This window comes from Gracilibacillus phocaeensis (assembly GCF_900626275.1).
Taxonomy (GTDB): domain Bacteria; phylum Bacillota; class Bacilli; order Bacillales; family Amphibacillaceae; genus Gracilibacillus; species Gracilibacillus timonensis.
The window spans coordinates 195,155-219,792 of the sequence record NZ_LR131143.1; the positions used below are offsets into that span (position 1 = coordinate 195,155).

19 protein-coding genes and 2 CRISPR repeat arrays (1 of these 21 cut by a window edge) are annotated in these 24,638 nt (G+C 37.7%); of the genes, 7 read left to right on the forward strand and 12 right to left on the reverse strand.

Features of this window, described 5'->3' with window-relative positions; all coding sequences use genetic code 11:
* Positions 1-10: 10 nt before the first annotated feature.
* A complete protein-coding gene (locus tag E0E32_RS05455; RefSeq protein ID WP_066187881.1) occupies positions 11-1,165 on the reverse strand; it encodes an ROK family transcriptional regulator in 1,155 nt (384 codons plus the stop codon).
* Positions 1,166-1,744: 579 nt separating this feature from the next.
* Here E0E32_RS05455 and E0E32_RS05460 point away from each other — a divergent pair.
* The gene (locus tag E0E32_RS05460) at positions 1,745-2,407 is read left to right on the forward strand and encodes a TRAP transporter large permease subunit (RefSeq protein WP_286171744.1); all 663 of its coding nucleotides are present in this window, start codon (positions 1,745-1,747) and stop codon (positions 2,405-2,407) included.
* A gap of 220 nt (positions 2,408-2,627) precedes the next feature.
* Here the strand turns inward: E0E32_RS05460 and E0E32_RS22590 are convergent, their stop codons facing one another.
* On the reverse strand, positions 2,628-2,753 hold the full coding sequence (locus E0E32_RS22590; RefSeq protein WP_262361278.1) for a hypothetical protein: 126 nt from the start codon (positions 2,751-2,753) through the stop codon (positions 2,628-2,630).
* A gap of 99 nt (positions 2,754-2,852) precedes the next feature.
* On the opposite strand from E0E32_RS22590, the gene E0E32_RS05465 reads away from it, so the two are divergent.
* A complete protein-coding gene (locus tag E0E32_RS05465; protein WP_130859222.1) occupies positions 2,853-3,875 on the forward strand; it encodes a glycoside hydrolase family 18 protein in 1,023 nt (340 codons plus the stop codon).
* 99 nt (positions 3,876-3,974) lie between these two features.
* On the opposite strand, the gene E0E32_RS05470 is transcribed toward E0E32_RS05465, so the two are convergent.
* The 4 genes from E0E32_RS05470 to E0E32_RS05485 all read right to left on the reverse strand — a co-directional run bounded on the left by E0E32_RS05470 (position 3,975) and on the right by E0E32_RS05485 (position 8,363).
* The gene (locus E0E32_RS05470) at positions 3,975-4,463 is read right to left on the reverse strand and encodes a PTS sugar transporter subunit IIA (RefSeq protein WP_066187886.1); all 489 of its coding nucleotides are present in this window, start codon (positions 4,461-4,463) and stop codon (positions 3,975-3,977) included.
* Between the two features lie 147 nt (positions 4,464-4,610).
* Positions 4,611-5,873 carry a Zn-dependent hydrolase gene (locus E0E32_RS05475; RefSeq protein ID WP_130859223.1) on the reverse strand — a complete coding sequence of 421 codons (1,263 nt, stop codon included), beginning with the start codon at positions 5,871-5,873 and terminating at the stop codon, positions 4,611-4,613.
* Positions 5,874-5,920: 47 nt separating this feature from the next.
* Complete coding sequence (locus E0E32_RS05480; RefSeq protein WP_130859224.1) at positions 5,921-6,649, reverse strand: 6-phosphogluconolactonase; 729 nt, start codon at positions 6,647-6,649, stop codon at positions 5,921-5,923.
* Positions 6,650-6,752: 103 nt separating this feature from the next.
* Positions 6,753-8,363 (reverse strand): PTS transporter subunit EIIC, encoded by a 1,611-nt coding sequence (locus tag E0E32_RS05485; protein WP_130859225.1) that lies wholly within the window; start codon positions 8,361-8,363, stop codon positions 6,753-6,755.
* A 294-nt stretch (positions 8,364-8,657) separates the two neighbouring features.
* Between E0E32_RS05485 and E0E32_RS05490 the strand changes: the two genes are divergently transcribed.
* The gene (locus E0E32_RS05490) at positions 8,658-9,371 is read left to right on the forward strand and encodes a GntR family transcriptional regulator (protein WP_066187893.1); all 714 of its coding nucleotides are present in this window, start codon (positions 8,658-8,660) and stop codon (positions 9,369-9,371) included.
* A 258-nt stretch (positions 9,372-9,629) separates the two neighbouring features.
* Here the strand turns inward: E0E32_RS05490 and E0E32_RS05495 are convergent, their stop codons facing one another.
* The gene (locus E0E32_RS05495; protein WP_066187895.1) at positions 9,630-11,120 is read right to left on the reverse strand and encodes an arylsulfatase; all 1,491 of its coding nucleotides are present in this window, start codon (positions 11,118-11,120) and stop codon (positions 9,630-9,632) included.
* A gap of 342 nt (positions 11,121-11,462) precedes the next feature.
* Here E0E32_RS05495 and E0E32_RS05500 point away from each other — a divergent pair, with 342 nt between their 5' ends.
* Positions 11,463-11,909, forward strand: a complete 447-nt coding sequence (locus tag E0E32_RS05500) for a hypothetical protein (protein ID WP_066187897.1) — start codon at positions 11,463-11,465, stop codon at positions 11,907-11,909.
* 15 nt (positions 11,910-11,924) lie between these two features.
* Positions 11,925-12,215, forward strand: a complete 291-nt coding sequence (locus tag E0E32_RS05505) for a helix-turn-helix domain-containing protein (protein ID WP_066187898.1) — start codon at positions 11,925-11,927, stop codon at positions 12,213-12,215.
* Positions 12,216-12,303: 88 nt separating this feature from the next.
* On the opposite strand, the gene E0E32_RS05510 is transcribed toward E0E32_RS05505, so the two are convergent.
* The 5 genes from E0E32_RS05510 to hsdR form a co-directional block, all read right to left on the reverse strand.
* Positions 12,304-12,729 (reverse strand): UPF0158 family protein, encoded by a 426-nt coding sequence (locus E0E32_RS05510; RefSeq protein WP_066187900.1) that lies wholly within the window; start codon positions 12,727-12,729, stop codon positions 12,304-12,306.
* Positions 12,730-12,762: 33 nt separating this feature from the next.
* Entirely contained in the window at positions 12,763-13,665 is a 903-nt protein-coding gene (locus E0E32_RS05515; RefSeq protein ID WP_066187902.1) for a metallophosphoesterase, read from the reverse strand.
* 253 nt (positions 13,666-13,918) lie between these two features.
* Positions 13,919-15,313, reverse strand: coding sequence for a restriction endonuclease subunit S (locus E0E32_RS05520; protein WP_130859226.1), 1,395 nt, complete (start codon positions 15,311-15,313; stop codon positions 13,919-13,921).
* Entirely contained in the window at positions 15,310-16,779 is a 1,470-nt protein-coding gene (locus E0E32_RS05525; RefSeq protein WP_130859227.1) for a class I SAM-dependent DNA methyltransferase, read from the reverse strand. The genes E0E32_RS05520 and E0E32_RS05525 overlap by 4 nt, the downstream gene beginning before the upstream one ends.
* Before the next feature lie 26 nt (positions 16,780-16,805).
* The gene (gene hsdR / locus E0E32_RS05530) at positions 16,806-20,033 is read right to left on the reverse strand and encodes a type I restriction-modification system endonuclease (RefSeq protein ID WP_130859228.1); all 3,228 of its coding nucleotides are present in this window, start codon (positions 20,031-20,033) and stop codon (positions 16,806-16,808) included.
* A 523-nt stretch (positions 20,034-20,556) separates the two neighbouring features.
* A CRISPR array of direct repeats spans positions 20,557-22,309; the repeat unit is 36 nt; unit sequence GCCATAGTTCCCCTATAAATCTTGGTATGTTATGCT.
* 905 nt (positions 22,310-23,214) lie between these two features.
* Here hsdR and E0E32_RS22090 point away from each other — a divergent pair.
* Together E0E32_RS22090 and E0E32_RS22805 are read left to right on the forward strand one after the other, a co-directional pair.
* Positions 23,215-23,391 (forward strand): hypothetical protein, encoded by a 177-nt coding sequence (locus E0E32_RS22090; protein WP_165444966.1) that lies wholly within the window; start codon positions 23,215-23,217, stop codon positions 23,389-23,391.
* Between the two features lie 264 nt (positions 23,392-23,655).
* Positions 23,656-23,925 carry a GNAT family N-acetyltransferase gene (locus tag E0E32_RS22805; RefSeq protein ID WP_434059204.1) on the forward strand — a complete coding sequence of 90 codons (270 nt, stop codon included), beginning with the start codon at positions 23,656-23,658 and terminating at the stop codon, positions 23,923-23,925.
* A 54-nt stretch (positions 23,926-23,979) separates the two neighbouring features.
* Positions 23,980-24,638: direct repeats of the CRISPR family, unit length 36 nt; unit sequence GCCATAGTTCCCCTATAAATCTTGTTATGTTATGCT; it runs 432 nt beyond the window's last position.

Here is a 24,638-nt window from a genome sequence, read left to right on the forward strand (position 1 = left end):
GTTTCACCTTCTATAAAATAATATGATCGATAAAATAGTTCTTCATATGTATAGCCGCCCCTAGTATAATTCCCTCATCTTTACTGTTGGTTATCTGTACATCAAAAGTGCCGTGCGCAAGATTCCAAATCGTGGAAGGGTATTCTTTCAGTAATTCCTTTTGAATATAGGGGTGATTCTCAATAAGAGATCCCGATAAAATAACTACATCTGGATTATAAGAACAAACCGTATTATTAATGGCAATCGCAGCATACTTAATTGCCTTATCCACTAAATTCTTCGCCCAAACCTCTCCCTTTTCTATTTCATTTATCAGTTCGGTAATTGTTGCTACATTTTTTACCTTTGCCGCTTCATTTAACAGGAATGGTTCTGCGATATAGGTTTGCAAACAACCGAAGTTACCGCATGGGCAGTATGTACCATTAGGATCTACAATCGTATGACCAATTTCTCCGGCAAAATTAGATTTACCACGATTAATCTCATTATGACTGATCAAGGCAGAACCAACACCACTGCCAAAACCGATAACTGCCAAATGCTCCACACCATCATCTGCTAGTTTATATTCGGATATCGCCTTCATTTTTAATTCATTATCGACTTGTACCGGAATACCTAACTGCTCTTGGATTTTTTCTTTCAGAGGATAGTTCTTCCATTGTAATTGAACCGAAAACTCCACTATCCCTTCCTCAGGTTCTATAATGCCCGGCAACCCAACACATAATCCTAAAATATGATTATCTGCTAGCTGGAATTGCTTCTTGATCATCATAATTTCTTCTTTGATCTGCTGAATCACCAATTCTGGCAGTGGTTCTTTTAACGCTACAGTTTTTTTGAAGATCATCTCCTCATCAAAGTTCATTAAACCAATTCGCAAACCAAAAACATCTAATTCAACCCCAATGAAGTAGATACCATTCTTATTTAAGGTAAAGTAATTTGCTTTTCGACCAACTTGTTGTCGATCCAGTGCCACTTCTTCAATCAAATGTTTTTCACTCAGCAATGCTACGATACGTGAAGCAGATGTGGCACTCATTTTCATATACTTAGAGATTTCTGCCCGAGAAATTGGTCCATGATCGGAAATCAGCTTTAGAACCAACCTGACATTTTCATGTTTAAGAAAATTATGATTTTTAACTTCCATATCCATCCCCTTATTAACAAATTGGTATAAATTAAAGTAAAAACACTTCAAAAAAACCAAAATTTAACGATTAATTCGTTTATACACCATTAATTTCTCCACAATTGTTATAAACAGATTAATTTAATTCGGTTAATTTGTCAAATTTTTTTGAAAATTGTCTGTTTTTATTTAAGATAATATGATGATCATTTAGTGGGGTTAAATCTTTATGTTTTTTATTTCAAAAAATTAGGGGTGGACATACTTATACTGGAATTGTTACAAAGACCAACTCTAGTATAATGATTGTGTCTTTTTACATCTATATAGTTGAAAGATAATCTGACAATCTTTCAATTAATGGGTAGAAAACTGTTTTTCAGACTACCTCTGGTAATTGTAAATATTAGTTCTTTTGTTAATTAATAGATTTGTGAAATTTTCTGAGATTAGCTTTTCAAAGATAGCCTTTTGCCATTAGGAAGGATAGATGTAATAGTAATCAACCAAGTCGCTGTACTACGTAGTATTTTGGACAGCGTTTCGTGTGTTGATTGCTTTCTTTTTAGTATCGGCGAACAGTTTTTTTACACTTTTTTGAGAACAATCATATGGTTACTAATGAGCGCTTGTTTTCTTTTACTTGTAAGTGGATGCAGGTCAACAGACTTATTTGGTATTTTCACAGCCATCGAGGCATCGGCTATTTGTGTGGTATACGCCTTATTCTTGGCATTAGTATATCATCGCACCTTGACAATCAAACAATTACCCGCCGTATTGGTCAAAGCAGTCGAAATGTCTGGTGTTGTGATGCTGCTTATCGCGGTTTCATCGATGATGTCATTCGCGATGTCATTTACCGGTATTCCGGGTGCTCTCAGTCAATTTATCCTGAATTTATCTGCCAACCCTATTGTGATCTTATTGATGATTAATCTCATCTTGCTGCTAATCGGTATGTTTATGGATATTGCACCAGCTATTCTGATATTCACACCGATCTTCTTACCGATTGCGGAAGGGCTTGGCATTGATCCACTACACTTCGGGATGTTCTTTATCTTGAACTTGTGTATTGGTACGATCACGCCACCAGTTGGAACTGGGCTATTTGTCGGGGCAATGGTTGGAAAAGAAAAAGTAGAGCATTTGATTAAACCATTGATGCCATTCTATATAGCGATGTTTGTGCTATTAATGGTGATCACCTATATCCCGGAGATCAGTCTGTTCCTTCCTCGAATGCTTGATTTGTAAAACAAAATCTCACAACTCTATCTAAGGTGGATGGGTTGTGAGGTTCCTGTCTTTGTTAAATATCAATGAAAAGGTCACCGCCTTGCGCAATAATCTCATCGGCGCCACACAAAATCACCAAAATTTCTGTTTCAGGAAGTCTGTAATCTGTCATATCATGACAACACCTTTCCAAACTTTTTTCATATAAGTCTCGAATCCATATCTTTACTGGCTCCTTTCATTGTTGTGATGGAACAGGCATATTCTTGATTAAACTTTTTGGTGTCATTCTCTGTTCTTTGGCCATTTGAATATCCAGTTGATTCAAACGGTATTTTTTCGCTTCTGCCCAGACTCTAGACATGTATTGAATCCTGTCTCCTTTTGGTATAATATAGCTTTAATGGAAAACAGATAACCTCCATCAAACAAAAAAATAACATGGGGAAGGAAGAGAATAAATATGGAAAATAAATATAAAATCATCGGCTATGTTGGGGATAACGAATTACCAGAATTACGCGAAGAGGATGCTCTTAAATTAACCCATATCAATATTGCTTTTGGACATGTAAAGAACGAAGAAATCAGCATCGACCATTTACAACACCTGGATCAACTGAAAAAAATCAAAGCGATCAATCCAGCAATTACTATTTTGCTCTCAGTGGGCGGCTGGAGTGCGGGTGGATTCTCTGAAGCGGCTGCTACTGCTGTTGGAAGAGAAAAGATGGCAGCAAGTGCTGCACGCATTGTAAGCGAGTACGAAGCCCTAGATGGCATTGATTTGGATTGGGAATATCCATGTTATGGCGAAGCTGGTATCGGTTCGTCTCCAGCTGACAAAGAGAACTTCACCTATCTTTTACAACAAATCAGAGAAGCATTAGATGGACTGGATAAACATGCCTTACTAACCATCGCGACAGGCGCCGATCAATATTATATCGATGGGACAGAGATGGATAAGGTTGAGCAGTATCTAGATTATATTCAACTCATGACCTATGATATGCGTGGCGGATTTCAAGTACTTACCGGACATCATACTAACCTCTATACACCAACAGGAGATTTATTCCGGATCAGTGTCGATCAATCCGTCCGCTTATTTGTCGAAGCTGGTGTGCCACGCCACAAGATTGTCATTGGTGCCGCCTTCTATTCCCGTATGTGGAAGGATGTACCGAATAAAAACAATGGTTACTTGCAAATGTCACCCGGTTCTGGAGGTTATGGTCCTTCCTTTACTGAACTTGCTTCAGATTATATCGATACCAATGGATTTACTCGATTCTGGGATGACGAAGCTAAGGCACCATTCCTATTTGACGGTAGTACTTTTATTTCCTATGATGATGAAGTATCGATTACGCATAAATGCCACTATGTTCATCTGGAAGGATTAGCTGGCATTATGTTCTGGGAATATAAGTGTGATAAGACGTATCGGTTATTGGATGCGATGCATAGGGCAAATAGTTAGCAGAGGAAAGCCCCGTGGCGAATTTTCATTACAAACACAATCAGCCTGAATTCATATCAATAATGAATTCAGGCTTCATGATGTACTGTTCTTTTTTGTTTATTTCAATTTTAACTCAATAATTTCTTTTCCCCGTTCTATTTTTCCTTTTTGCGCAACGGCCTGCTCTTCGATCTTATCGACAAAATTGGTGAATGCTAGAACAGTCGTCGTCTTTTTACCCTTCTCCTCTATTAGAGCTAAATCAAAATCACCTATTTTATCGTTGACTTGCAATCTGTCACCTTCACTGACCTCGATATGGAATCCTTCTCCTTTGAGTTCAACAGTTTCTAGACCTAAATGCAAAAGCACTTCCACACCTTCATCCGTTATCAGTCCAACAGCATGTTTTGTAGGGAAAACCTGGGCCACTTCACCTGCTATAGGAGAAAATACTTCTCCTGAAGTCGGAATAAACCCTACTCCTTCTCCCATCATTTTTTGTGAAAATACTGGGTCAGGGACTTCTTCTAATGGAATAAGTTCACCGTTTAAAGGGCTATAGATGGTAAGTTCTTTCTTCTTTTTCTTTTTATTAAAAAACATATATTCAACGCCTCCGTTTGTATCATCTTATAAATCTATCAGAGGTTATTACGGACAAAGTGGCGTTTCCCTTCCTGTTTAGTCCGTAAGATCAAACTTTTTAAATATGCACTACAAACAACAGATTGACCTGTTTACCTGATTAACTTAATCTTGTTGACAAAGTTTCTTCACAGTATGCAGCATGACCTCTATACCTTTTTGCAGATCTTCATAGTCAGTCCACTCATCAGGGTGATGACTAATCCCATCTTTACTTGGTACATAGATCATATTTGTTGGCACGTATTCTGCGGTGATCATCGCATCATGACCCGTTCCTTTATTGATAATCATGCTGCTATAATTTAGCTGCTCACATACTTCTTCCATTAATTTCACAGTTTCTTTATCCATAACACTTGGAGGAGTAGGATTTGGATACCCAATTCGAGCTCTCTCTGTTATTTCCACTTTCACATTTGTGTCCATTTCAATAGTTTCCACAATCTTCTTGAGTTCCTCTAGTACGTCTACTTTATCTAGAATAGCTTTATCCATTGTTCGGATTTCCACTGATATCTCGGCAAATTCAGGTACATATTGATTGGAGTTTGGCGTCACATTAATCATGCCAACTGTCCCGGTAATCCCATCTCCTAGTCCCTTTACCAGTTCATCCAGTGCCAATATAAATTTAGAGGCAGCAATTAACGCATCTTGTCTAGTATCCATCGCAGCAGTCGAATCTTCAAATTTACCATGAAAATGAATCATATACCTGCCAATTCCAGCAAGGTATTCAACTAATCCAATATCTGTTTGCTGTGCTTCCAAGTTGGGACCTTGCTCGATATGAAGTTCCAAAAATGATTTAACCTGGCTCATCTCTCTCTTAGCAGCTTCTAAATCAGGTTCCAAACCATAATTTTTCATTGCTTCTCGTTTGGTTTCGCCGAATCTATTGGTCGCCATATCCAATTCTTTTTCGGTAAGTGTACCTACCATTGCCCTTGAATTTGAAACCCCACTTCCTGGGCCAAAGGTTTCTCCTTCTTCCGCGTTCATGGCAATGATCTCTATCGGATAGTCGTTCTCTATATGATTTTCTTCCAATACACGAAGCGTTTCTAAAGCGGCAATCACCCCTGCTGTTCCATCAAAACGACCACCATTTACGACAGAGTCATAATGTGACCCGATAATAATCGTTGGCGCATCAGGATTTTTACCTTCTCGCCGGCCAAATACCGTTGCAAAGGCATCTTCATATACGTCAAGTCCGATTTTTTCCATTTCTTTTTTTAAGTAATCTTTTGCCATTTGATCCTCTTTACTGTAGGAAGATCTTGTCACACCCTTTCCTGGAGTGGATGTGTACGTTGCTAATGTTTCAATATCATTGATGATTCTATCTAAATTTGTATGCATGATGTTTCCTCCATTTAAATCTGTTACAACTAACTGATTGCCTCCCCTTATTCCTTGGTTAATAAAGAAGCTGCGTCCTCATCTACAATTACCACAGCATTTTCACAATTTCTCAGAACACTTGCAGGGCAATCAGGAGTGACATCTCCTTCCACTAAATCCTTCACTGCTTGAGCTTTATGCTTACCGGATACTAATAACAGTACTGTTTCTGCTTCTGCGATCTCTTTTAATCCTAATGTCAGCATTTCAGTTGGTGCTTCTTCACGCGTAATACCATACTCTTTCATCGTTGATTGGATAGTAGACTCATGGTGCTCTGCTAAAAACATCGTGGTATCAAATGGTGTACCTGGCTCATTCGCTCCCAGATGGGCATTAGTCCCCAAGCCTAGCAACTGAATGTCTCTAGGATACGTTGCTAATAACTCTTTATATCGCTTGATTTCACTCTCTACATCGTCGGTCGAACCATCCATCAAAAAGAGATGTTTCGGTTGTTGCTCGATATTATTGAACAACCTTTGGTTCATGAAATTTCGAACCGTATAAACAGCATCTTTAGGTCCGATGTATTCATCCAAGCTCATGATTGTTGCATCGCTAATATCTAACCCTTGATTGATCGCCTCAACAAGATATTGAAATAGCCCCTTTGGTGTCCCCCCCGTATTTAAAGAAACAACTGGTGATTCTTTTGTTTCCATTACTTTCTTGATTTGTTCAAATCCTTTTTGTGACATTTCTTCATAGTCTTTTACATAAATTACTTCCATATTATTCACTAAAATATGCTGTATTTTAGTGAGTTTTCCCTCCTTCTATTTTCATTTATTTTCTATCGGAAATGGATTGCTCAGCACTCTCCATTCCAATATACTAGGCATTTTTTACGGCACTTTTCAATGCTCGAGCCGCTTGTTCCACTTTTGCTCCATACACTATTTGAATATTATTTTTATCAATGACTACTATCCCCATTGATCCAGTTCGTTTCACCTTAGCTTCGTCGACTAAACTCGTATCTTCTAAAACTAACCTTAATCTGGATATACAGTTATCAATGTCAGAAATGTTTTCTTTTCCACCGATCGCCTCCATAATTTGGACTCCTAAGTCATCCTTATCCATCGTGCTTTCAGAGGCACTCTCCATGGTATCTTCGTCTGTATCATCATCACCATTACTATCTTCTCTTCCTGGTGTCTTGATATTGAATTTCTCAATCACAAACTTGAATACGAAATAATAAATGACAGAATAACATAAACCAACAGCAACAATGATTGGCCATTTCGTATAGGTACCTTGTAATATACCAAATATCGTTAAATCGATTAATCCCCCAGCGGCATTCCCGACGGCCACTCCAAATAGGGTCATTAACATGAAGGATAGCCCGGCCATAAGAGCATGGAATATCCACAAGATTGGAGAAATAAAAATAAAGGCAAACTCAATCGGTTCGGTAATACCCGTTGCAAATGTCGTTAATCCAGCTGCAATCAACATCCCTTTCACTTTTCTGCGTTTTTCAGGCTTAGCCGCTTTGTACATCGCAAACGCTGCGGCAGGAAGTCCGAATACTTGGAATGCATGAACACCTTGTGATAGAAAACGTGTTGCGTCTCTCATGATACCCATATCAGGATTATCCAAAGACAGCTGTGCATTAAATATGTTGAGTGCACCGGATACTAATTGACCATCAATCTCCGCGGTACCTCCAAATGGAGTGAAGCGAAGCAGCTGATTCAATACATGGTGTAAACCGGTTGGAATTAATAAACGCTCTGAAAAACCATAAAGAAACGTTCCAAATGCCCCTGATGTACTGATTAAACTACCCAGACTATTAATTACCTCATTAAAATATGGCCAGATAAAATACATCACAATTGATACAAATGGCATAGTCGCGATAATCATAATGGGAACAAAACGGTTGCCACTAAAGAAACTGAAAGCCGCTGGCAGTTGCTGTGTATGAAATTTATTATGAATAAACGCTGTCCACAATCCTACCAAAATCCCACTAAAAATACTCATTCGGAAGGTAAACACACCTAGTACGGTTTCATAAGCAGATGAAATTTGGAATGCTTCCACTTCCGAGTGACCCTGATCCATCAAATATTCTACAGAAGTTGTTGCACCAGTTATGCCGTTTAATTCTAATAGAAAGCTAATTACGACATTAAATAACATAAAACCTATAACAACAGCAAGCCCCGCTATCTCTTTGTCGTCTCTTGCTAAACCAGTCGCTACCGAAATAGCAAATAGAATTGGTAATAAACTAAACATCGTTGAAACAATCGCTTGGACTCCATCTATAAAGGTTTGTACGTAATAGGCCTCAGATATGGTTTCTCCTACAAGACTTGGATTTTGCAAAATAGATACAATCCCTAAGAGTAAACCGGAAGCAATAATTATAGATAGAGGACCCAATAAAGTTCTCCCAAACTTTTGGATCATCGTTCTCATGTCTGAATGTCTCCTCTCTCCAGTAGATACAATGATAATAAAATAGTATTTTCCACACTAAATCAGTGGTGTTGCACAGTTAAAACAGGTATACAAAGATCTTGCTTAAGTACACGATTTATTCAACAGCTTTTTTAAATACATAAACAATACCTCCTGATCAATTATTAAATACAACTTTAACACTTATTAAAAACAAAATCAACATACATGTATTATATTTGTATTAAATATATCAATTTCATTGGATACATGTTATATTTATAGATAGTATTGGAGAAAGGTTGGGTTTTCATGTGGAATAAATCGTTACCCTTATATAAAGAGGTTGCCAACAAAATAAAAGAAGACATCATCTCTTCACAACTAGTTGCTGGAGATATGATACCTTCTGAGGCAAAGCTTTCGGAGATGTATCAAGCAAGTAGAGTCACTATCCGACATGCGATCAAATTACTAATAGACGAGAATTTACTTTATCGAATTCACGGAAGTGGAACCTACATAAAAAAAAATAAAATGGAGTACGATATTTTAAATATGGAGAGTTTTACTGCTGAAATGATTGAGAAAAATACAGATTTTTACAACGAAATCTTGGCATTCAATTACACACTCCCTACTCCATATATCCAAAGCCTATTAAAACTTGATGATGATGAAAAAATCTTTTTTGTTAAAAGACTACGCTATGTCAATGAGGAACCTTATATATTAGAAGAGTCTCATATACCAGCAAAACTTCTTCCTGAATTATCTGTTGATATTATGAGACAATCCTTGTATGAACACATTCACAAAAAAGGTTATCAAGTCAGCCAAAGACAGGGTGAGTTAGAACCAATCATGCCTGATAATGATTTGATTGAGTTATTCCAACTAGATAAGCAAGTCCCTATTCTATTAATGAAACATCATTCGATATTAAAGAATGATATTATGTTTGAATATACAAAAATATATTTCAACCCTGATAAATATACATTCAAACTAAATTATTCAATATAATAGCTCACACCATAAATAACCTTTGGCATGATTGTAACGGTTATTTATGGTGAATTTAAATAATTTGTACTAAACTCGTATTCATTTTTATAGTATAAATCTTTTCATTAATCGTGTCTCTGATATTGTCATATAAACTGACACTGTTTTTTTAAATGGCATATCTCTAGGTAAGACATTTCTGATAATCATAAAAAAGAATTGGTGTAGTCTGAACCTAAACCACAAATAATCACTTGACCATATTTTTTCTACCCATCAACTAGAAAAAGCCGAATCATTAAACATCCGTGTCTTCTCCATCCTCGTTCGATAATGAGGTGAAGTTAAGAAAGGGCGCCCTTTTTGACATACTAATTGTCCATTCTCCGTTAACCCCTTATCCCTTTTCTCTAAAATGGAGACAAGACGCTGCCGCCATTTATCTAACTTAGATGCGAAGACTGGCTCTTCCGACAAATCTTCACATTCATAGGGGTCATCCTGTAGGTGGAATAGCTGCTCCATCCCTGTACGCGGGAACCAAATGTATTTATAAACACCATCGGTTAGATACTGCATCTCCTGCTCCTCGGCATAACATGTGCTGTGTTCTCCATGCAGGTATTCTCTCCATGGTACTTGCTCCCTTTTTATTAAAGGCACCATACTTTTCCCATCCACGCTTTCCGGTATGGCTAATGAGACACTGTCCAATATCGTTGGCATAATATCTTGCAACGAAACCGGTTCACTTACCTTTTTTTCCATTGGGGTATAAGCATTCGGCAGCTTCACGATTAAGGGGATATGAGCAGATCCTTCGTAAGCATAGGTTTTCCGCCATAAATGATGATCCCCAAGCATATCGCCATGATCAGAAGTAAAAATAATCAGCGTATTATCAAAAAGTTTATTTTTGACAAGGTAGGATAACAGCCTGCCAATCTGGTGATCAATATGATGAATCGAACCATAATACCCTGCCCTGGCACGATGAATCTCTTGATCACTCCTTACACCACGCCACGTCTCAGGCTTAACAGCATCCTCCTTTACATCGTGCATCGACGCCCATTCACCTACCTTAGCCTTCGGTATAGCGGCGGCCTCTGCATATCGATGAAAATAATAATCTGGTGCATCGTAAGGAGAATGCGGCCTGGTGAAAGAAGTCTTTAAGAAAAATGGCTTACTGGGATCACGACGCTGCTTCAAAAAATCCAAGGATTCATTGATCGTCCAATTGGTAGGATGTAAAAATTCTGGCGCATGATACGGACGAGCCATCCACGAATTCCAACCAATCCCGTGATCAACAATACCATAATCTCCCGTTTTATTTTTATCAAACCATTGCTTGTAATCGGAATAAAATCCGCGATCGATTTCCTGATCGGATTCATCCAAGACTGTTTGATGAAAGCCATTCAACGCTCGCTGTGGCCGAAAGCCCATCTTCCCAACTCCTTGAGTGTGATAACCAGCCTTAGCCAACTCTCCCGGCAATGTATGAGAAAAGCCTACTCCCATTGGTCCTTGACTGCTCCCCACCCCTAATATCCCTGTATGCCATGGGTCCATGCCAGTAAGTAAAGCAGCTCTCGCCGGCACGCAGGAGGGGCTTGGCGAGTAAGCGTTTTCAAATATGGTTCCCTGAGACGCCAGCCAGTCTAAATTCGGTGTTTCTATCACGTCATTGCCATAACAGCCTAACGCGTCCCACCTTTGTTGATCGGTCATAATCAGTAAAACGTTTGGTTGATTCATGTTATTCTCCTTTCTATTCGTTTGTTGAAGTGTTTTTCAATTTGCCAAACTTGTCAAAGTAAATTTATGGTAGACCCACAATTAATCTCCTGCCAACAATGTTATTTCAAATTGTTATATGGAAAAACACTCCTATTTGGCTTTTTTATCATACCTTCTCATACCATAACTATATCAGTAAGCAATCTTTTTTTCACGTATTGTTTCAATAGGCCTTCTCCAAACGCACTGCTTAAAAAAACGAACAGTTATCATTCTCCTAATGCTTCACTTTTAATAATCTGGAAAAATGATAGCATTTATGCTATCATTAACATACTATAATTACAGAGGAAATTTTCTATGAACGAGGCAGCATATCAAATAATATACAAAGGTAACACATCTACTTTCGAGACATATCTTTTACATCAAGCAGAACAAGAATTACGAATTGGTAAGGAAGGAATTTGGTGTAGAATTGCTGATATTTACACTAGACAACTCACTATTATTTCTCTTAATCCGTACCCCGATATGGAAATAGCAGATATTACAGATTTTGACGAAAGTACACCTTCTCTCAAACATATTATAAAAAACACAGAGCATACTAATTTTTACAGATGGGATTTAAAAGGTGGAAGAACTGGTAATCATCGTATTATCTACGACATTCATAACTACCACAAAGTGATTTTGCTTCATTACTTTGACAAATCTTATAATGGTTTAATAAAACAAAGGGATATTCTCCCCGCTGAAAATAACTACGCAAATTACTGTGAGTATGACCCGAATTTATATTAGAAGAGAGGGATTAACATGACCGATTTCTTTAATCGCTACGCTCAAATACGTGGTAAACAACAAGTACAGAGCTTACAATTGGAAGGGAAGATTGCCGCACAGATAAAAACAAAACGACAGCATTTACAATTATCACAACAACAATTGGCTGATCTGGCAGGTGTCCCAAAATCAACGATTGGTCGAATTGAGGCAGGGCTAACCAGTCCTAAAGTAACTACATTGTTACGAATATCACAAGCATTAAATACTTCATTTATCATTGACGGCACTAATGATCCAAAAGATACGACTGTTGGATCTTGAAGACGTTCTATTCGATTAAAAATATGATTCCACACATAAAACAGATAATGACAAGGCGAATCCATCATGTTAATGGATTCGCCCAACATTACTCTTCCCAATATTCGATATCATTCTCTTCACACCAATTGATAGCGATTTGCCGATATTCCTTATCACGATAGTCAAACCATTGTTGCTCCCAACCGAGGTATTGGACTTCATCCTTAAACCGGCGAAAAGCACCTCGACCACGGATCGCACTGGCCAATTTATTTTGGGCGTCACCTTCAGGCATGGCCCAAATAAAGTTCTCCATAATATCATAATCATCAATTTCAAATTGGGTAGGAAACTTTACATATTTATCTTCCTCATCCGCCTCTAACTCTTCCAGAAAATCTTCTTGTTCGGCTCTTGAAAGTGCATAACCTCCATATAGAATGAATTCTCCTGTTTCTCTGTTATAATAACAATCCATTTCATCACTTGCTAGTTCAATCGTCTCTATCACAACATCTAATTTTATCTTCACCCTACTCACCTTCCTGTTGCTTCTGATTCTTTCTCACCTTTTATCATCAATCATATACAAATCAGCCCAAATCTTCTTTTCATGGTCGCGAAAATAAATCCCCATTGTAGCATCTTGATAGATTTCCAGAATAACCGAACGAACCTCGTCACCTCGACGATTTTCTAGTGAAGAAACATTAATTTGTGGGGTTTTCTCATGGTCAACATAAGCAATTTTTCGATAAACCTTTTCCTTGCCTTGCACCACATCGCCAATATGTGAATGTCCATAAAAATGGACTTTTACCGTTTCAGGCAATGGTAACAAAGGATCCCATAATGGAAAAGCACGGTTCCCTCCCGCAAAAGCTCCGTGAGAAACGGTAATCACCTTTTTAGAACTCTGGGCAATCTCCTGTCTCAATGCTAACAAATCATCTTTTGTATAAGGATATTTCTGCTCATTTCCGTGAACAAGTCCATGCGTAGATATCCACTCGCCCGCTGGATCCCCATGATCGGATAGAAAAATAACTTTGTAATCCCCTATGTCTTCGCTAAAGTAAAAGGAGGTTAGCTGATCAATCGTTTTCCATCCTTCTGTGTTTGCCACTGCCTCGTGAAAAAAGACGGGCAGTTGTTCAGAGCTGTCTCTATTGTCCCAGATATAATCGAAATCATGATTCCCTAGCACGAACCGCACTGGAATATTCAAAGGCTTAAGCAAATTCAATTGGATCTCCGTCATTTTTCGCAATTGTTCTTGGTTGTTACCTTCTACCGCATCACCAAGATACCATATGTAATCACAGGTCAGATCTAAAGATTTAAAGTCATCCACCGCTGTCGACAAGCAATACTCCGCCTGTTCCGGCACCGATTGTTGCAGATCGGAAAACAACCACATTCTATATTTCACTTTGTCTTGTAAATGTTCGCGCACGTTGTTGATCATTTTGTCACCTTCCTATTTAACGGCTATAGTTTACGTAATTCATCCTTCATAGCTCGATGGTTGTCATTCCTTGCTGTTGTTAAAGGGCAGTTACTAGTATTGGTCATTAATATTTCATCCGTTTTCGAGTTGCTTTTCGATGTAGTTGAATATATTATATCAGAAAATATGGGTTACTTCTTTTTTGATGGAATATAAAAAACCGTATGTAAGTTACAGATGAACTTATCACATACGGGTTTAATCAATGCTATCATGTTGATTTTCGTTGCAGTGTTTTTTTTAACAGTTCTAATGCGCTGTCTTCGGTTGGGTCATTAGTGCCGAGTTCACCGCGGAAAGCTTTGTTTAGGATGGATTTTTTTAAGGTTTCAACTATTAGTTCTAATTCTCTTATTTGCTCATATTCCTTCTCCATATTATTCAAAATATAATTTGTTTTGGCTACTATTCGTAGTTGTTCTTCATAAGGAGGTAAATAAATCAAAAAGTTCTTTAGCTTTTTCACTTGTATTCCCTTTACAGTAGAGCCTGTTGCTTCTTGTTCAATAAACCTTCTATGAGCTTCGAAATATAACCAAAGAAAACCATTATGTATTTGAGGATTTTTAATACGTGCAATTTTCAAATCCTGATTTATTGCGGTTTCAATATTTGAAATAATTGACTTCCCAGGAGCCATGCGAGTTATTAATAAGACTTCGCCTCGCATGGCAATCGAGGTTGAACTATTACTTTTTCCTACTTTTGTAATATAATCTTGAGTTTTATATAAGCTTCTGCCTTTAAGGTCTTTTACAGTTGCCCATGGTATATCACCATTCCAATATTCAGGTTTGCTCTTTGATGGTGTACCTCCTCCGATAAAATTAACAACATCACCCAGTTTGACACCTACCCAATTATTTGGATATTTATTACTTGTATATAAAATATTCTCACCAGTATCCATGTTTAATTTACTTTCATTAGGAATGTTAGTACTCAGTTGCCCTCTATAACTATGTTCGAGTACAGATATTCTTCTCAAATCATGACTATTTTTTACCTTTTGGAGTAAAAATGTAATTTCATCTAACTTAGCAAACAACCGATCGATTTTAGCGGCGATTCGTTTTTGTTCATTTAGTGGGGCTAGCGTAATAGATAATTTAGACATCTTTGTTTTATTAACTATAGAAACAGTAGTAGCCGCTGCGATAGTATTTAATCTATTGAAGTAATTTAAATCATTGATTTGATAAAATAAATACTTAAAATATACTAGAAATTTATCAACTATAAGAGAATTTATTTGTTGATTAGTCGAACACTCCATTGAATTAAACCCCGACTTCCCAATAGAACCAATACAACAAATCATTATTGAATATGGAGGTACAACTCTTACTACTTCCCTACCTAACAAAGATAACGTTTCACTTCCCTCTGTAATTTCACGGTATTTTAAATCAGCAGGTTTTACAAGGGGAATTTCTCCTCCATAATACTCTTCTCTTTGCTTGGATGGTGTAGATCCAGTTATCACTTCCGCAACACTCCATGTCCGCACCCACACCCAATTCCCAGGCACCTCATAAGGCTGCTCCTCCCTAGGCACCAACGCCTCTTGCAACAGTTCCTTTACACTTTTCTTTGCTTTACTCATTGTTGGATACCTTCTTGTTTTTCTAGAATACTATCTGCTTTTTCATTATCCTGCCCGGTTTCTCGCAATTCTGTCATAACCTCTTGTAATAAGCCTAGCGCTTCTTCTAATTTGCCTGCTGCCTCCTCGGCGGCTTTAATAGGATCTGGAAGGTTTTCATAGATGGCCAATGATTCATCAGCAATCAAACCAATATCTAAGCTGTCCTCTTTTTTGGCAATTTCTTCGCGAGTGAACCAATTCCAACGCTCGTCTTGTACTTTACTGCGATCCTTGGCCTGATAGGCATGCATAAACCCATCAAAATAGGGGTTGGTCAGTGGAGTTCGTTTTCCGAAAGAAGGCATGTTGGTACGCATATCATATACCCAAACTCCTTTGGTGTTTTTTACATCTTGCGAACCTCGAGTAAAAAAGAGTACGTTGGTCTTCACACCTTGTGCATAGAAAATACCTGTAGGCAATCGCAGGATGGTATGTAAATCACACTTATCCATTAAATCACGACGAATATCTGCACCCACACCCGATTCAAATAACACATTATCAGGCAACACCACTGCTGCACGCGCTTGGTCATTCGCCTTTAAGGAACGATAAATATGCTGGAGAAAATTTAATTGTTTATTTGACGTTGAATAGGTGAAATCCGTTCTGGTTACACGTTCTCCGCCTTTTTTCGTTCCAAAAGGTGGGTTGGTCAGTACCACGTCATAATTTTTTAATGTTTCCCCCAACGTTGATAGCGTGTCACCTAAGACAATCTCGCCTTGAATATCATGAAGCAAGGCATTCATAACTGCCAAACGGTGGGTGTCTTTCACCAATTCCACACCACCAAAAGCCCGTCGAAGCTGAAAATCAATCTGCTCTTTCCCCAGTTCAAAATAATCATCTGTTTGTTTACGGACATGACGATCAGCGGCAATCATAAAGCCAAATGTTCCGGCTGCTGGATCAAAACACCGTTCCCCAGGCTGTGGATCGACCAATTCGGTAATCCTGTCAATCAGCACTCGTGGTGTAAAATATTGTCCAGCACCCGATTTTAACTCACTAGCATTCTTCTCCAACAATCCTTCATATAAATCCCCAAGACCTTCTTGTTTAGCACTATACCAGTCTAATTGATCAATCGATATAAAGATTTTTTCAAGATTCCTAGGTTCATCAATAAACGTCTTGGCATCGGCATAAATTTCGCTTATTAATCTATTATCACTTTTCCCTAATTCTACCAACAACATACGATAATGATCTTTTAACGCTATACCATCTAACGTCATCAAGTAATTCCAGCGATGCTGAGGATTCGTAATTACCTTTTGATCTTGATTCGTTTCATGCATCATTTTCAAAAAAAGGATATAGGTAAGCTCGGTGACATATTGGTGATAGGTAATGCCATCATCCCGTAAGACATTACATAATTTCCATAGCTTTTGTACAATTTCTTGATTATTCATTTTCTAACCCCTTTTGCCTAGCGATTTTAATCAATTTTTTGATAAAGATTGGCATTAATCTCCGCAACGATCTCTGGTAATTGCCCTTTGAAAATTTTGTTTAAACGCTGATAACCTCCATACTGAATAAAAGGCTCTGTATCAAATGCCTTTTCTGGTTCTGGATGTAACAGCGTCTCTTGGATCAATTGCTTTTCAATCCGCTCTAGCCATTTTTTCTGCTGAGGCGGCCAAACCCTTTGTTCATATATCTTTCTCATCGTTTGCTTAATCCGATCTTCATGGGAAACTAAGGGATCACCTAAGGTCAGTTGACGAATAAAAGCAATAATATCTGCCGTAATATCTTGATTTTTCGCTTCTCGCCATGCCGTTTGTAACCCTTTTTCCGTGAAACCTTCTTTTTCTAACGATAACCGCAGTTGTTTCAAACCCTCCCTAGTTAAATCAGTCGGACGCTGGCAAACAATAGACAGGGCGGGGATTTCATTTATATGCTCTTTGATATACTTTTCGAACGACTGCAAATAGTCTTCTGGTTGCTCTGCCTTACCGTAACCCCTTGTCACATTTAGTAATTCATCTTCGTGGTTAGAGATAAACTGTTTATGGCTGTGATGTAAGTTTTGATCCAAATACTGCATCGCAGGCAGTGTTTCATTTATTTTATCTTTGGCGGCAGAAGGAGAGCTGTCCTGAAGATCCTTGATAAAGGTATCCATCTCTTTACCGTCAGCTAGCTTTTGAAAATCGGCAGCGCCTTGTTCGGACATCCGTTGTTTTTTGCGCTGCAATTTTCCAATAATCTGTTCCATCTGTTGTTCGATATCCTCTTCTTCCTTCATTCTGTTTAATTCTTCGGTTAACTGGAGGAGAGAAGTTTGCGGATGAACGACGACCGGCTTCATATCAGAGTAAGGGGCCAATGCTTCATATAATCCAACCGCATCAAACACGGTAAAATGGTCTTTGGCAATATGTTCACATCTTCTTGTCGCCCGGCCCAGCATTTGCTCATATAAAATACGCGATTTAACTCGTCGCAAGAAAACGAGATTCGTAATTTCTGGTACATCTATCCCTGTCGTCAATAAGTCCACCGTTACTACGATATTGGGATAACGCTCATTTTTAAATCGTCTAATCGCCATCGAAGGATTATCGATCGATCCGGTAATCTTTTTAATGGCTTGATCTTCTACTTCACCGTATAACTCATCAAATGCCTGTTTTAACAACCGAACGATTAAATCGGCATGATCATCGGTTGCGGCAAAAATTAAAGTTTTTCCCTCATCGTCTGGAGAAATATATTGAACAAGCTCGTTGATGACGACACGGTTAAAATTCTTAGTCACCACTTTTGTGTTAAATTGTGTTACTTCCAAATTTATTTCATCTTCTAAGAGCTCTTGCTGAATCGAGCGCGACTTGGTATCAAATACATCCACATTTTCTCCCTTGGACCACTTGATCCCATGTTTTTTTAACGATGTTTCAAATTGGATAGGTGGCTCATGATCAATGAGATAGCCCTCTACTACTGCCTCACGGTAAGAATAATGAAAAACAGGATCACCAAAAATTTCACGTGTATGTAAAGCAGGCGTTGCCGTTAAACCAATTTTGACGGCATCGAAATAATCCAATACTTGTCGGTATTTACTGACATAGTCATGATGATCGCGAAATGTGACTTCAAACTCGCTCATCTCCCGATCCAATGTATAGCCACGATGTGCTTCATCGACAACAATGCAGTCATATTGATCGATCGTGGCTTGTTTTTCATCCTGTGCAAAGACCTTTCGAAGCATCCCTTGCACCGTCGCGATTTGTACCTTTGTTTCCTTTTCTGGTGCTTGATCGGTTAATGATTGCAAGTTATAAATCTCATAAAAGGTATTGGCATTTTCGAGCTTGCTATCTTTAAATGCTGCCTCTGCTTGTTCCCCTAATGCTGTACGATCTACTAGGAAAAGGATACGTTGAAACCTGCCTGATTTAATTAAACGATAAATCAATCCGATCGCCATTCTGGTCTTTCCTGTACCAGTGGCCATTCCTATTAGAATTTCGTGTTTTTGCTGCTGAATGGCTTGTTCAATTGCCTTAATGGCGTTTACTTGATAATCTCGCAGCCGAAGGTAATCGAATGTTTCCTGCGACAATTGTTGTTCCGCTTGATCGATATCTTGCTGCAACAATTTTTCTAGCCCATCTGGTGTGTACCAGCCTTGGAGCGGCTTGGAATGATTCGTTGGTTTTCTTGCATCGTGGAACCATATTCCAGATTTTTGTTCGATTTGTTGATGATAAGGGCGTCCATTCGTTGCAAATAAGAAAGGCACATACAGGTCTCCCCAAGGCCCGAGAATTTCTTCATTATCTATCTGCTGAATCCGTTGGGCATTGTCCTTTACTTGCTCAATATCTGACATCACATCTTTGCTTTCCTTTTTGGCTTCTATTAAACCAACTAGTTTGGTTCCTATAAAAAGGGCATAATCGGCAAAACGATTTTTTAACGGCCATTCCGCAATCGCCTTATTTTTATTCGGCTCAGGGCGCGCTCCTTGACTGTAACGTACACTTTCTGTATCTACTTCCCAACCACTTTTCTCTAGTTGTTGATCAATGATTTTCCGCGTCTGTTTTTCTGTTAGTTGAATATGGTCCGCAAGATATTGGCTATTTCTTCTTCGCTGTTTTTTCACTTGATCTTGTGTATCAACTTGTTGGGAGCGGATGTGCTGCAGTTCATTTTCGATGGAGGCAATCTTCTTTTCATACTGTTCTGTTAGATTATCTAATTCTTCTTGATCCATGATTTGATTTTCTTCCGGTGTTTGATAATCAGGTGCTTGAAAATCCCAGTCACCATAGACTTCCATATACCAAACGGCGAGCTGGAAAGAGGTGTGATGAATGGTCTTGGCTTCTTCCACCGTGCCATACAAAGGGTTATGAGTAGCCTTATTCCCGGTTTTTCTAAGAAGATGAAATAAATCACAAATGGCTTTCGGAAGAAGTTGCTCTTGGTTTAACAGCCTTAACCGATCAACTTGAGTCATCCCATTTGGTTCGTCTACCTCTTCAAATGCGGAAATATACTTTGCCATCGTCTCAGCAAACAAGCGAAACTTGCTTATACAAGTGTTAGGATCTTGGTATGTATTACGCTCCGCCGTAGTTGCCACCTGCGCCAGCGGAGGCCATCTTGTATTAAGGAAGGAAAAGTTGTCTGATGTCATGGGAACACCTCTTTTTAAACTTTATGTTGTATATTATATTTTAATACAATTTAAAGTTGTTTTAAAGGGGTGATTTGAAGAAATAGAAAAAAGAAGAAAAGTGATAGACTTTATCCGGTGACTAATGTATAATTTGATAAAGAAAAAATAACTTACATACGAGGGGGAATGAATATGCTTAGGTTAAGTAGAATGTTTTATGAATTATATTTAGGTATTAAAAACCTAAATACATGTTTGAAAATGGTATAATTATTTTTAATGACATCGCTTATTATATCTTTTGTTATGTAATACAACTATTCCAATCACCCACTTAAAGCTGTCATACGATTTTAATCATTTGACATTTTATGCTTATTTTCAAATCTTAGTTTATATAATTAGGAAATTTTTCCAATAAATAAAATAGGTTTTGAACTATAGTTCCTTGTAAACCTTGGTATGTTATACTTTATGGCAAGATTTCAACTAATCAGGCTGAGCCATAGCTCCACCTTTGTTGATTTCATAAGACAATCTGGCCATAGTTCCCCTATAAATCTTGGTATGTTATGCTTTGGACCAACCACCACCGATGAAGATGGCTAGCCATAGTTCCCCTATAAATCTTGGTATGTTATGCTTCCTTAACGTCTCGCTCCGTTATAGTTTCCGCCATAGTTCCCCTATAAATCTTGGTATGTTATGCTTTTCTTTCGCCTAGCTCCTCGACCTCTACCGCCATAGTTCCCCTATAAATCTTGGTATGTTATGCTCTACTTGTAAGCTGTTCCTTTAATTTGGTAGCCATAGTTCCCCTATAAATCTTGGTATGTTATGCTGCAGCGCTATTAATGCGTGGTCGTGCTTGGGCCATAGTTCCCCTATAAATCTTGGTATGTTATGCTATGGGGAAAGGTAATAAACAAGGAGGAGGAGCCATAGTTCCCCTATAAATCTTGGTATGTTATGCTTATTCATAAATACCATGTTCATCTCCGTGAGCCATAGTTCCCCTATAAATCTTGGTATGTTATGCTACAATAGAATATGTTAAAATGTTAGTCGTTGCCATAGTTCCCCTATAAATCTTGGTATGTTATGCTTAAAACCAGTGTGGATAATGCTTTTATAGGGCCATAGTTCCCCTATAAATCTTGGTATGTTATGCTACATCATCATTATATAAGGCTTGTATATCTGCCATAGTTCCCCTATAAATCTTGGTATGTTATGCTTTAAATTACGATCGATCCATTTTTCCAAACGCCATAGTTCCCCTATAAATCTTGGTATGTTATGCTATAATAATCTAGGGATTAATAGTTTAGCAGGCCATAGTTCCCCTATAAATCTTGGTATGTTATGCTCTATTAAAAAAGTGCTTGGCATTGCTTCTCGCCATAGTTCCCCTATAAATCTTGGTATGTTATGCTTTTTCTAATTTTCTTACATAAACAGTAGAGGCCATAGTTCCCCTATAAATCTTGGTATGTTATGCTTCAAACAAAAATCCAACCTCGCCTGGTTGGGCCATAGTTCCCCTATAAATCTTGGTATGTTATGCTCGTGATATAATTCTAGTTTTATCTCCCTATGCCATAGTTCCCCTATAAATCTTGGTATGTTATGCTTTCCAGCTCCTCTGGTTGTGACATGCTCAAGCCATAGTTCCCCTATAAATCTTGGTATGTTATGCTATAAACGTTGGTATTACGGCATTCTTGATGGCCATAGTTCCCCTATAAATCTTGGTATGTTATGCTCCGGAGAGTATAAGTTATGCGATAGTCGTGGCCATAGTTCCCCTATAAATCTTGGTATGTTATGCTCAATGCCGATAAAATAATGCATAACGTTTGGCCATAGTTCCCCTATAAATCTTGGTATGTTATGCTTGCACCGTGGAACAGCATGTAATTGCATGCGCCATAGTTCCCCTATAAATCTTGGTATGTTATGCTGGTTTTGTACTGCTTTCATATACTTGTGCTGCCATAGTTCCCCTATAAATCTTGGTATGTTATGCTAATATCATGTGGTACACCCCCAACAAACAAGCCATAGTTCCCCTATAAATCTTGGTATGTTATGCTCAGCAATATAGTTTGTAGTTTGTTTTACTAGCCATAGTTCCCCTATAAATCTTGGTATGTTATGCTCCAGCCCCCTGAAAACCTTCTATCATACTAGCCATAGTTCCCCTATAAATCTTGGTATGTTATGCTTTCGTTCATTGACTAGGGAATCTGACAAGCGCCATAGTTCCCCTATAAATCTTGGTATGTTATGCTATTCCCCTCACAACCCTTAATTTCAAAGGGTTGTGGCGCATTATTTGTTGTAAAAAGACCTGAAAAATTCTAATTTATAAAAATGAATGATTGCTTTTTCAGCAAAAAACTTTCTAATTTAAAAAAAGCTGCCGATTGACAAGCTTTTTTAGAAACAATATGTTTTGTTTTAGTCAATTTCTCATGGTGATAGTATCGCCTAGCAATATCTTCATATTTTTAATATGCTTTTAAGTTATCTTCAATATCAAATAGTTCTGTTTAATAGTTTAAAATCCTAAAATATACAACTTACTAGCTAAACTTCATGGTTTTCTTATAAATCTTGATATGCTATTATATATTTGCACGATCGTAAAATAAAAAATAGGTTTTTAGCCATAGTTCCCCTATAAATCTTGGTATGTTATGCTTTTTTTGTGGTGAAGGAAGATTGGAGGGCCATAGTTCCCCTATAAATCATATTTATCTAGTAACCCCTTGTTGCACATAAATTTTATTTTCAACAACTCACTTTATTTACCATCCCATAATAGCCATATTCATATCTGGATTCTTTAAATGTATAACAAGATCGTATAACATTACAACATCATTCCTCTTACACACAAAATATATGTGATCTAGATCGGTTGGAAAGTTGCAAGGAAAAAATTCACATTAAAGATAACTTGATAGAGGAATTTAAATACAGTTTGCGCTTATTTTTGATATAAATTTACTCCTCAGAGCTGATTCAGAGCGAGAGTTATTGAAATATTTGTATATTTAATGTATAATATAATTAGCATATATCGTTAAGATTGATTTATTGTAGACTAAAAAATAAGATAGTATAACATCTGAAAATATTACATAAACTCATAGTGGAGGTGAGTTTATGTTCCAAAAGGAGCTGATTCAATATGTCAAAAGTAGCGGAAGTTACCCCTATGGATATTAAATTTCAAAACAAAGAACAAGAGCAAAAGTTTATAGATTGGGCTAATGATCGCTCGACTGCGGATCAACAGAGAATGGTGGAAATGAGAGAAAAAATTCGCCAAGCTAGAAAAATCAAAAGCAGGATCGATCAACAGTGAGACAAATCAATATAGATAAAATATGGTCAGCACCTCTCTCCATAAAGTATAGTGAGGCTGTTGACCATTTTAATTGTTCCGATGAAATTTGTGTAGAGGAGTTTTTGAAAGAAGAGGCACAACAGCTTCAAGATTGTCACGCATGTAAAACTCAATTATTTTTTTACGAATGACCTTATTGGATATTATACTTTATTCGCTGATTACATAAATATAGTTAAATCTAAAAGAAAACATGCTGGTTGGGAAGATATTATATCAACTATGAATAAACAACATTTCCCATCCGTTCGCATTCATTATATTGGCATTGATAAGAAATTTCGTCAAAAAGGATTAGGTGAACTACTTCTCTTATTTGCTTTAGATACTTGCATTCAAATCTCTAATTACTTAGGTTTTTCATTCGTTATTTTAGAAGCTATGGAAAATGCAGTACATTTTTTCAAGAAAATGAATTTCACTGAAATCAAAAGACATGATAATATGCAAATCATGGGAATCAAACTAGATGACATTAAAGATATCGTATAATCTATAGATCTTGGTATGTTTTGCTCACGCAAGTGTGAGCTGCTCTGGTGTGAAGACCGTAGTCCCCTATAAATCTTGTTATGTTATGCTACTTATGCTTCAACCTTTGCAAGCCGAAGGGCCATAGTTCCCCTATAAATCTTGTTATGTTATGCTAGTTGCTCGCCTCTTAATAAGTCATTGCCTGCCATAGTTCCCCTATAAATCTTGTTATGTTATGCTTCTATTGTTTTGCTTAGTGCGTCTATTTCAGCCATAGTTCCCCTATAAATCTTGTTATGTTATGCTTACGGCCAGTAACAAACGTGCCATCTGGATGCCATAGTTCCCCTATAAATCTTGTTATGTTATGCTTTAAAGAGGGTCAAGAGGTTAATCTTGATGCCATAGTTCCCCTATAAATCTTGTTATGTTATGCTGAAGCGACAAGAACATGAAGATAGGATAAAGCCATAGTTCCCCTATAAATCTTGTTATGTTATGCTCGCACAGAATCACATAACAGAGCAGTGGGGGCCATAGTTCCCCTATAAATCTTGTTATGTTATGCTAGGTAACTGATAAACCTATCGTATTCACTAGCCATAGTTCCCCTATAAATCTTGTTATGTTATGCTCCAATTTCCACTAGCAAAGCTAATATTTTAGCCATAGTTCCCCTATAAATCTTGTTATGTTATGCTGGCTGAGATGAATGGAATAGAAACGTACAG

Coding starts and splice junctions, on each gene's coding strand:
- E0E32_RS05455 (WP_066187881.1), bottom strand. CDS start 1,165: ATGGAAGTTAAAAATCATAATTTTCTTAAACATGAAAATGTCAGGTTG.
- E0E32_RS22590 (WP_262361278.1), bottom strand. CDS start 2,753: ATGTCTAGAGTCTGGGCAGAAGCGAAAAAATACCGTTTGAATCAACTG.
- E0E32_RS05465 (WP_130859222.1), top strand. CDS start 2,853: ATGGAAAATAAATATAAAATCATCGGCTATGTTGGGGATAACGAATTA.
- E0E32_RS05470 (WP_066187886.1), bottom strand. CDS start 4,463: ATGTTTTTTAATAAAAAGAAAAAGAAGAAAGAACTTACCATCTATAGC.
- E0E32_RS05475 (WP_130859223.1), bottom strand. CDS start 5,873: ATGCATACAAATTTAGATAGAATCATCAATGATATTGAAACATTAGCA.
- E0E32_RS05480 (WP_130859224.1), bottom strand. CDS start 6,649: ATGGAAGTAATTTATGTAAAAGACTATGAAGAAATGTCACAAAAAGGA.
- E0E32_RS05485 (WP_130859225.1), bottom strand. CDS start 8,363: ATGAGAACGATGATCCAAAAGTTTGGGAGAACTTTATTGGGTCCTCTA.
- E0E32_RS05490 (WP_066187893.1), top strand. CDS start 8,658: ATGTGGAATAAATCGTTACCCTTATATAAAGAGGTTGCCAACAAAATA.
- E0E32_RS05495 (WP_066187895.1), bottom strand. CDS start 11,120: ATGAATCAACCAAACGTTTTACTGATTATGACCGATCAACAAAGGTGG.
- E0E32_RS05500 (WP_066187897.1), top strand. CDS start 11,463: ATGAACGAGGCAGCATATCAAATAATATACAAAGGTAACACATCTACT.
- E0E32_RS05505 (WP_066187898.1), top strand. CDS start 11,925: ATGACCGATTTCTTTAATCGCTACGCTCAAATACGTGGTAAACAACAA.
- E0E32_RS05515 (WP_066187902.1), bottom strand. CDS start 13,665: ATGATCAACAACGTGCGCGAACATTTACAAGACAAAGTGAAATATAGA.
- E0E32_RS05520 (WP_130859226.1), bottom strand. CDS start 15,313: ATGAGTAAAGCAAAGAAAAGTGTAAAGGAACTGTTGCAAGAGGCGTTG.
- E0E32_RS05525 (WP_130859227.1), bottom strand. CDS start 16,779: ATGAATAATCAAGAAATTGTACAAAAGCTATGGAAATTATGTAATGTC.
- hsdR (WP_130859228.1), bottom strand. CDS start 20,033: ATGACATCAGACAACTTTTCCTTCCTTAATACAAGATGGCCTCCGCTG.
- E0E32_RS22090 (WP_165444966.1), top strand. CDS start 23,215: ATGTCAAAAGTAGCGGAAGTTACCCCTATGGATATTAAATTTCAAAAC.
- E0E32_RS22805 (WP_434059204.1), top strand. CDS start 23,656: ATGAATAAACAACATTTCCCATCCGTTCGCATTCATTATATTGGCATT.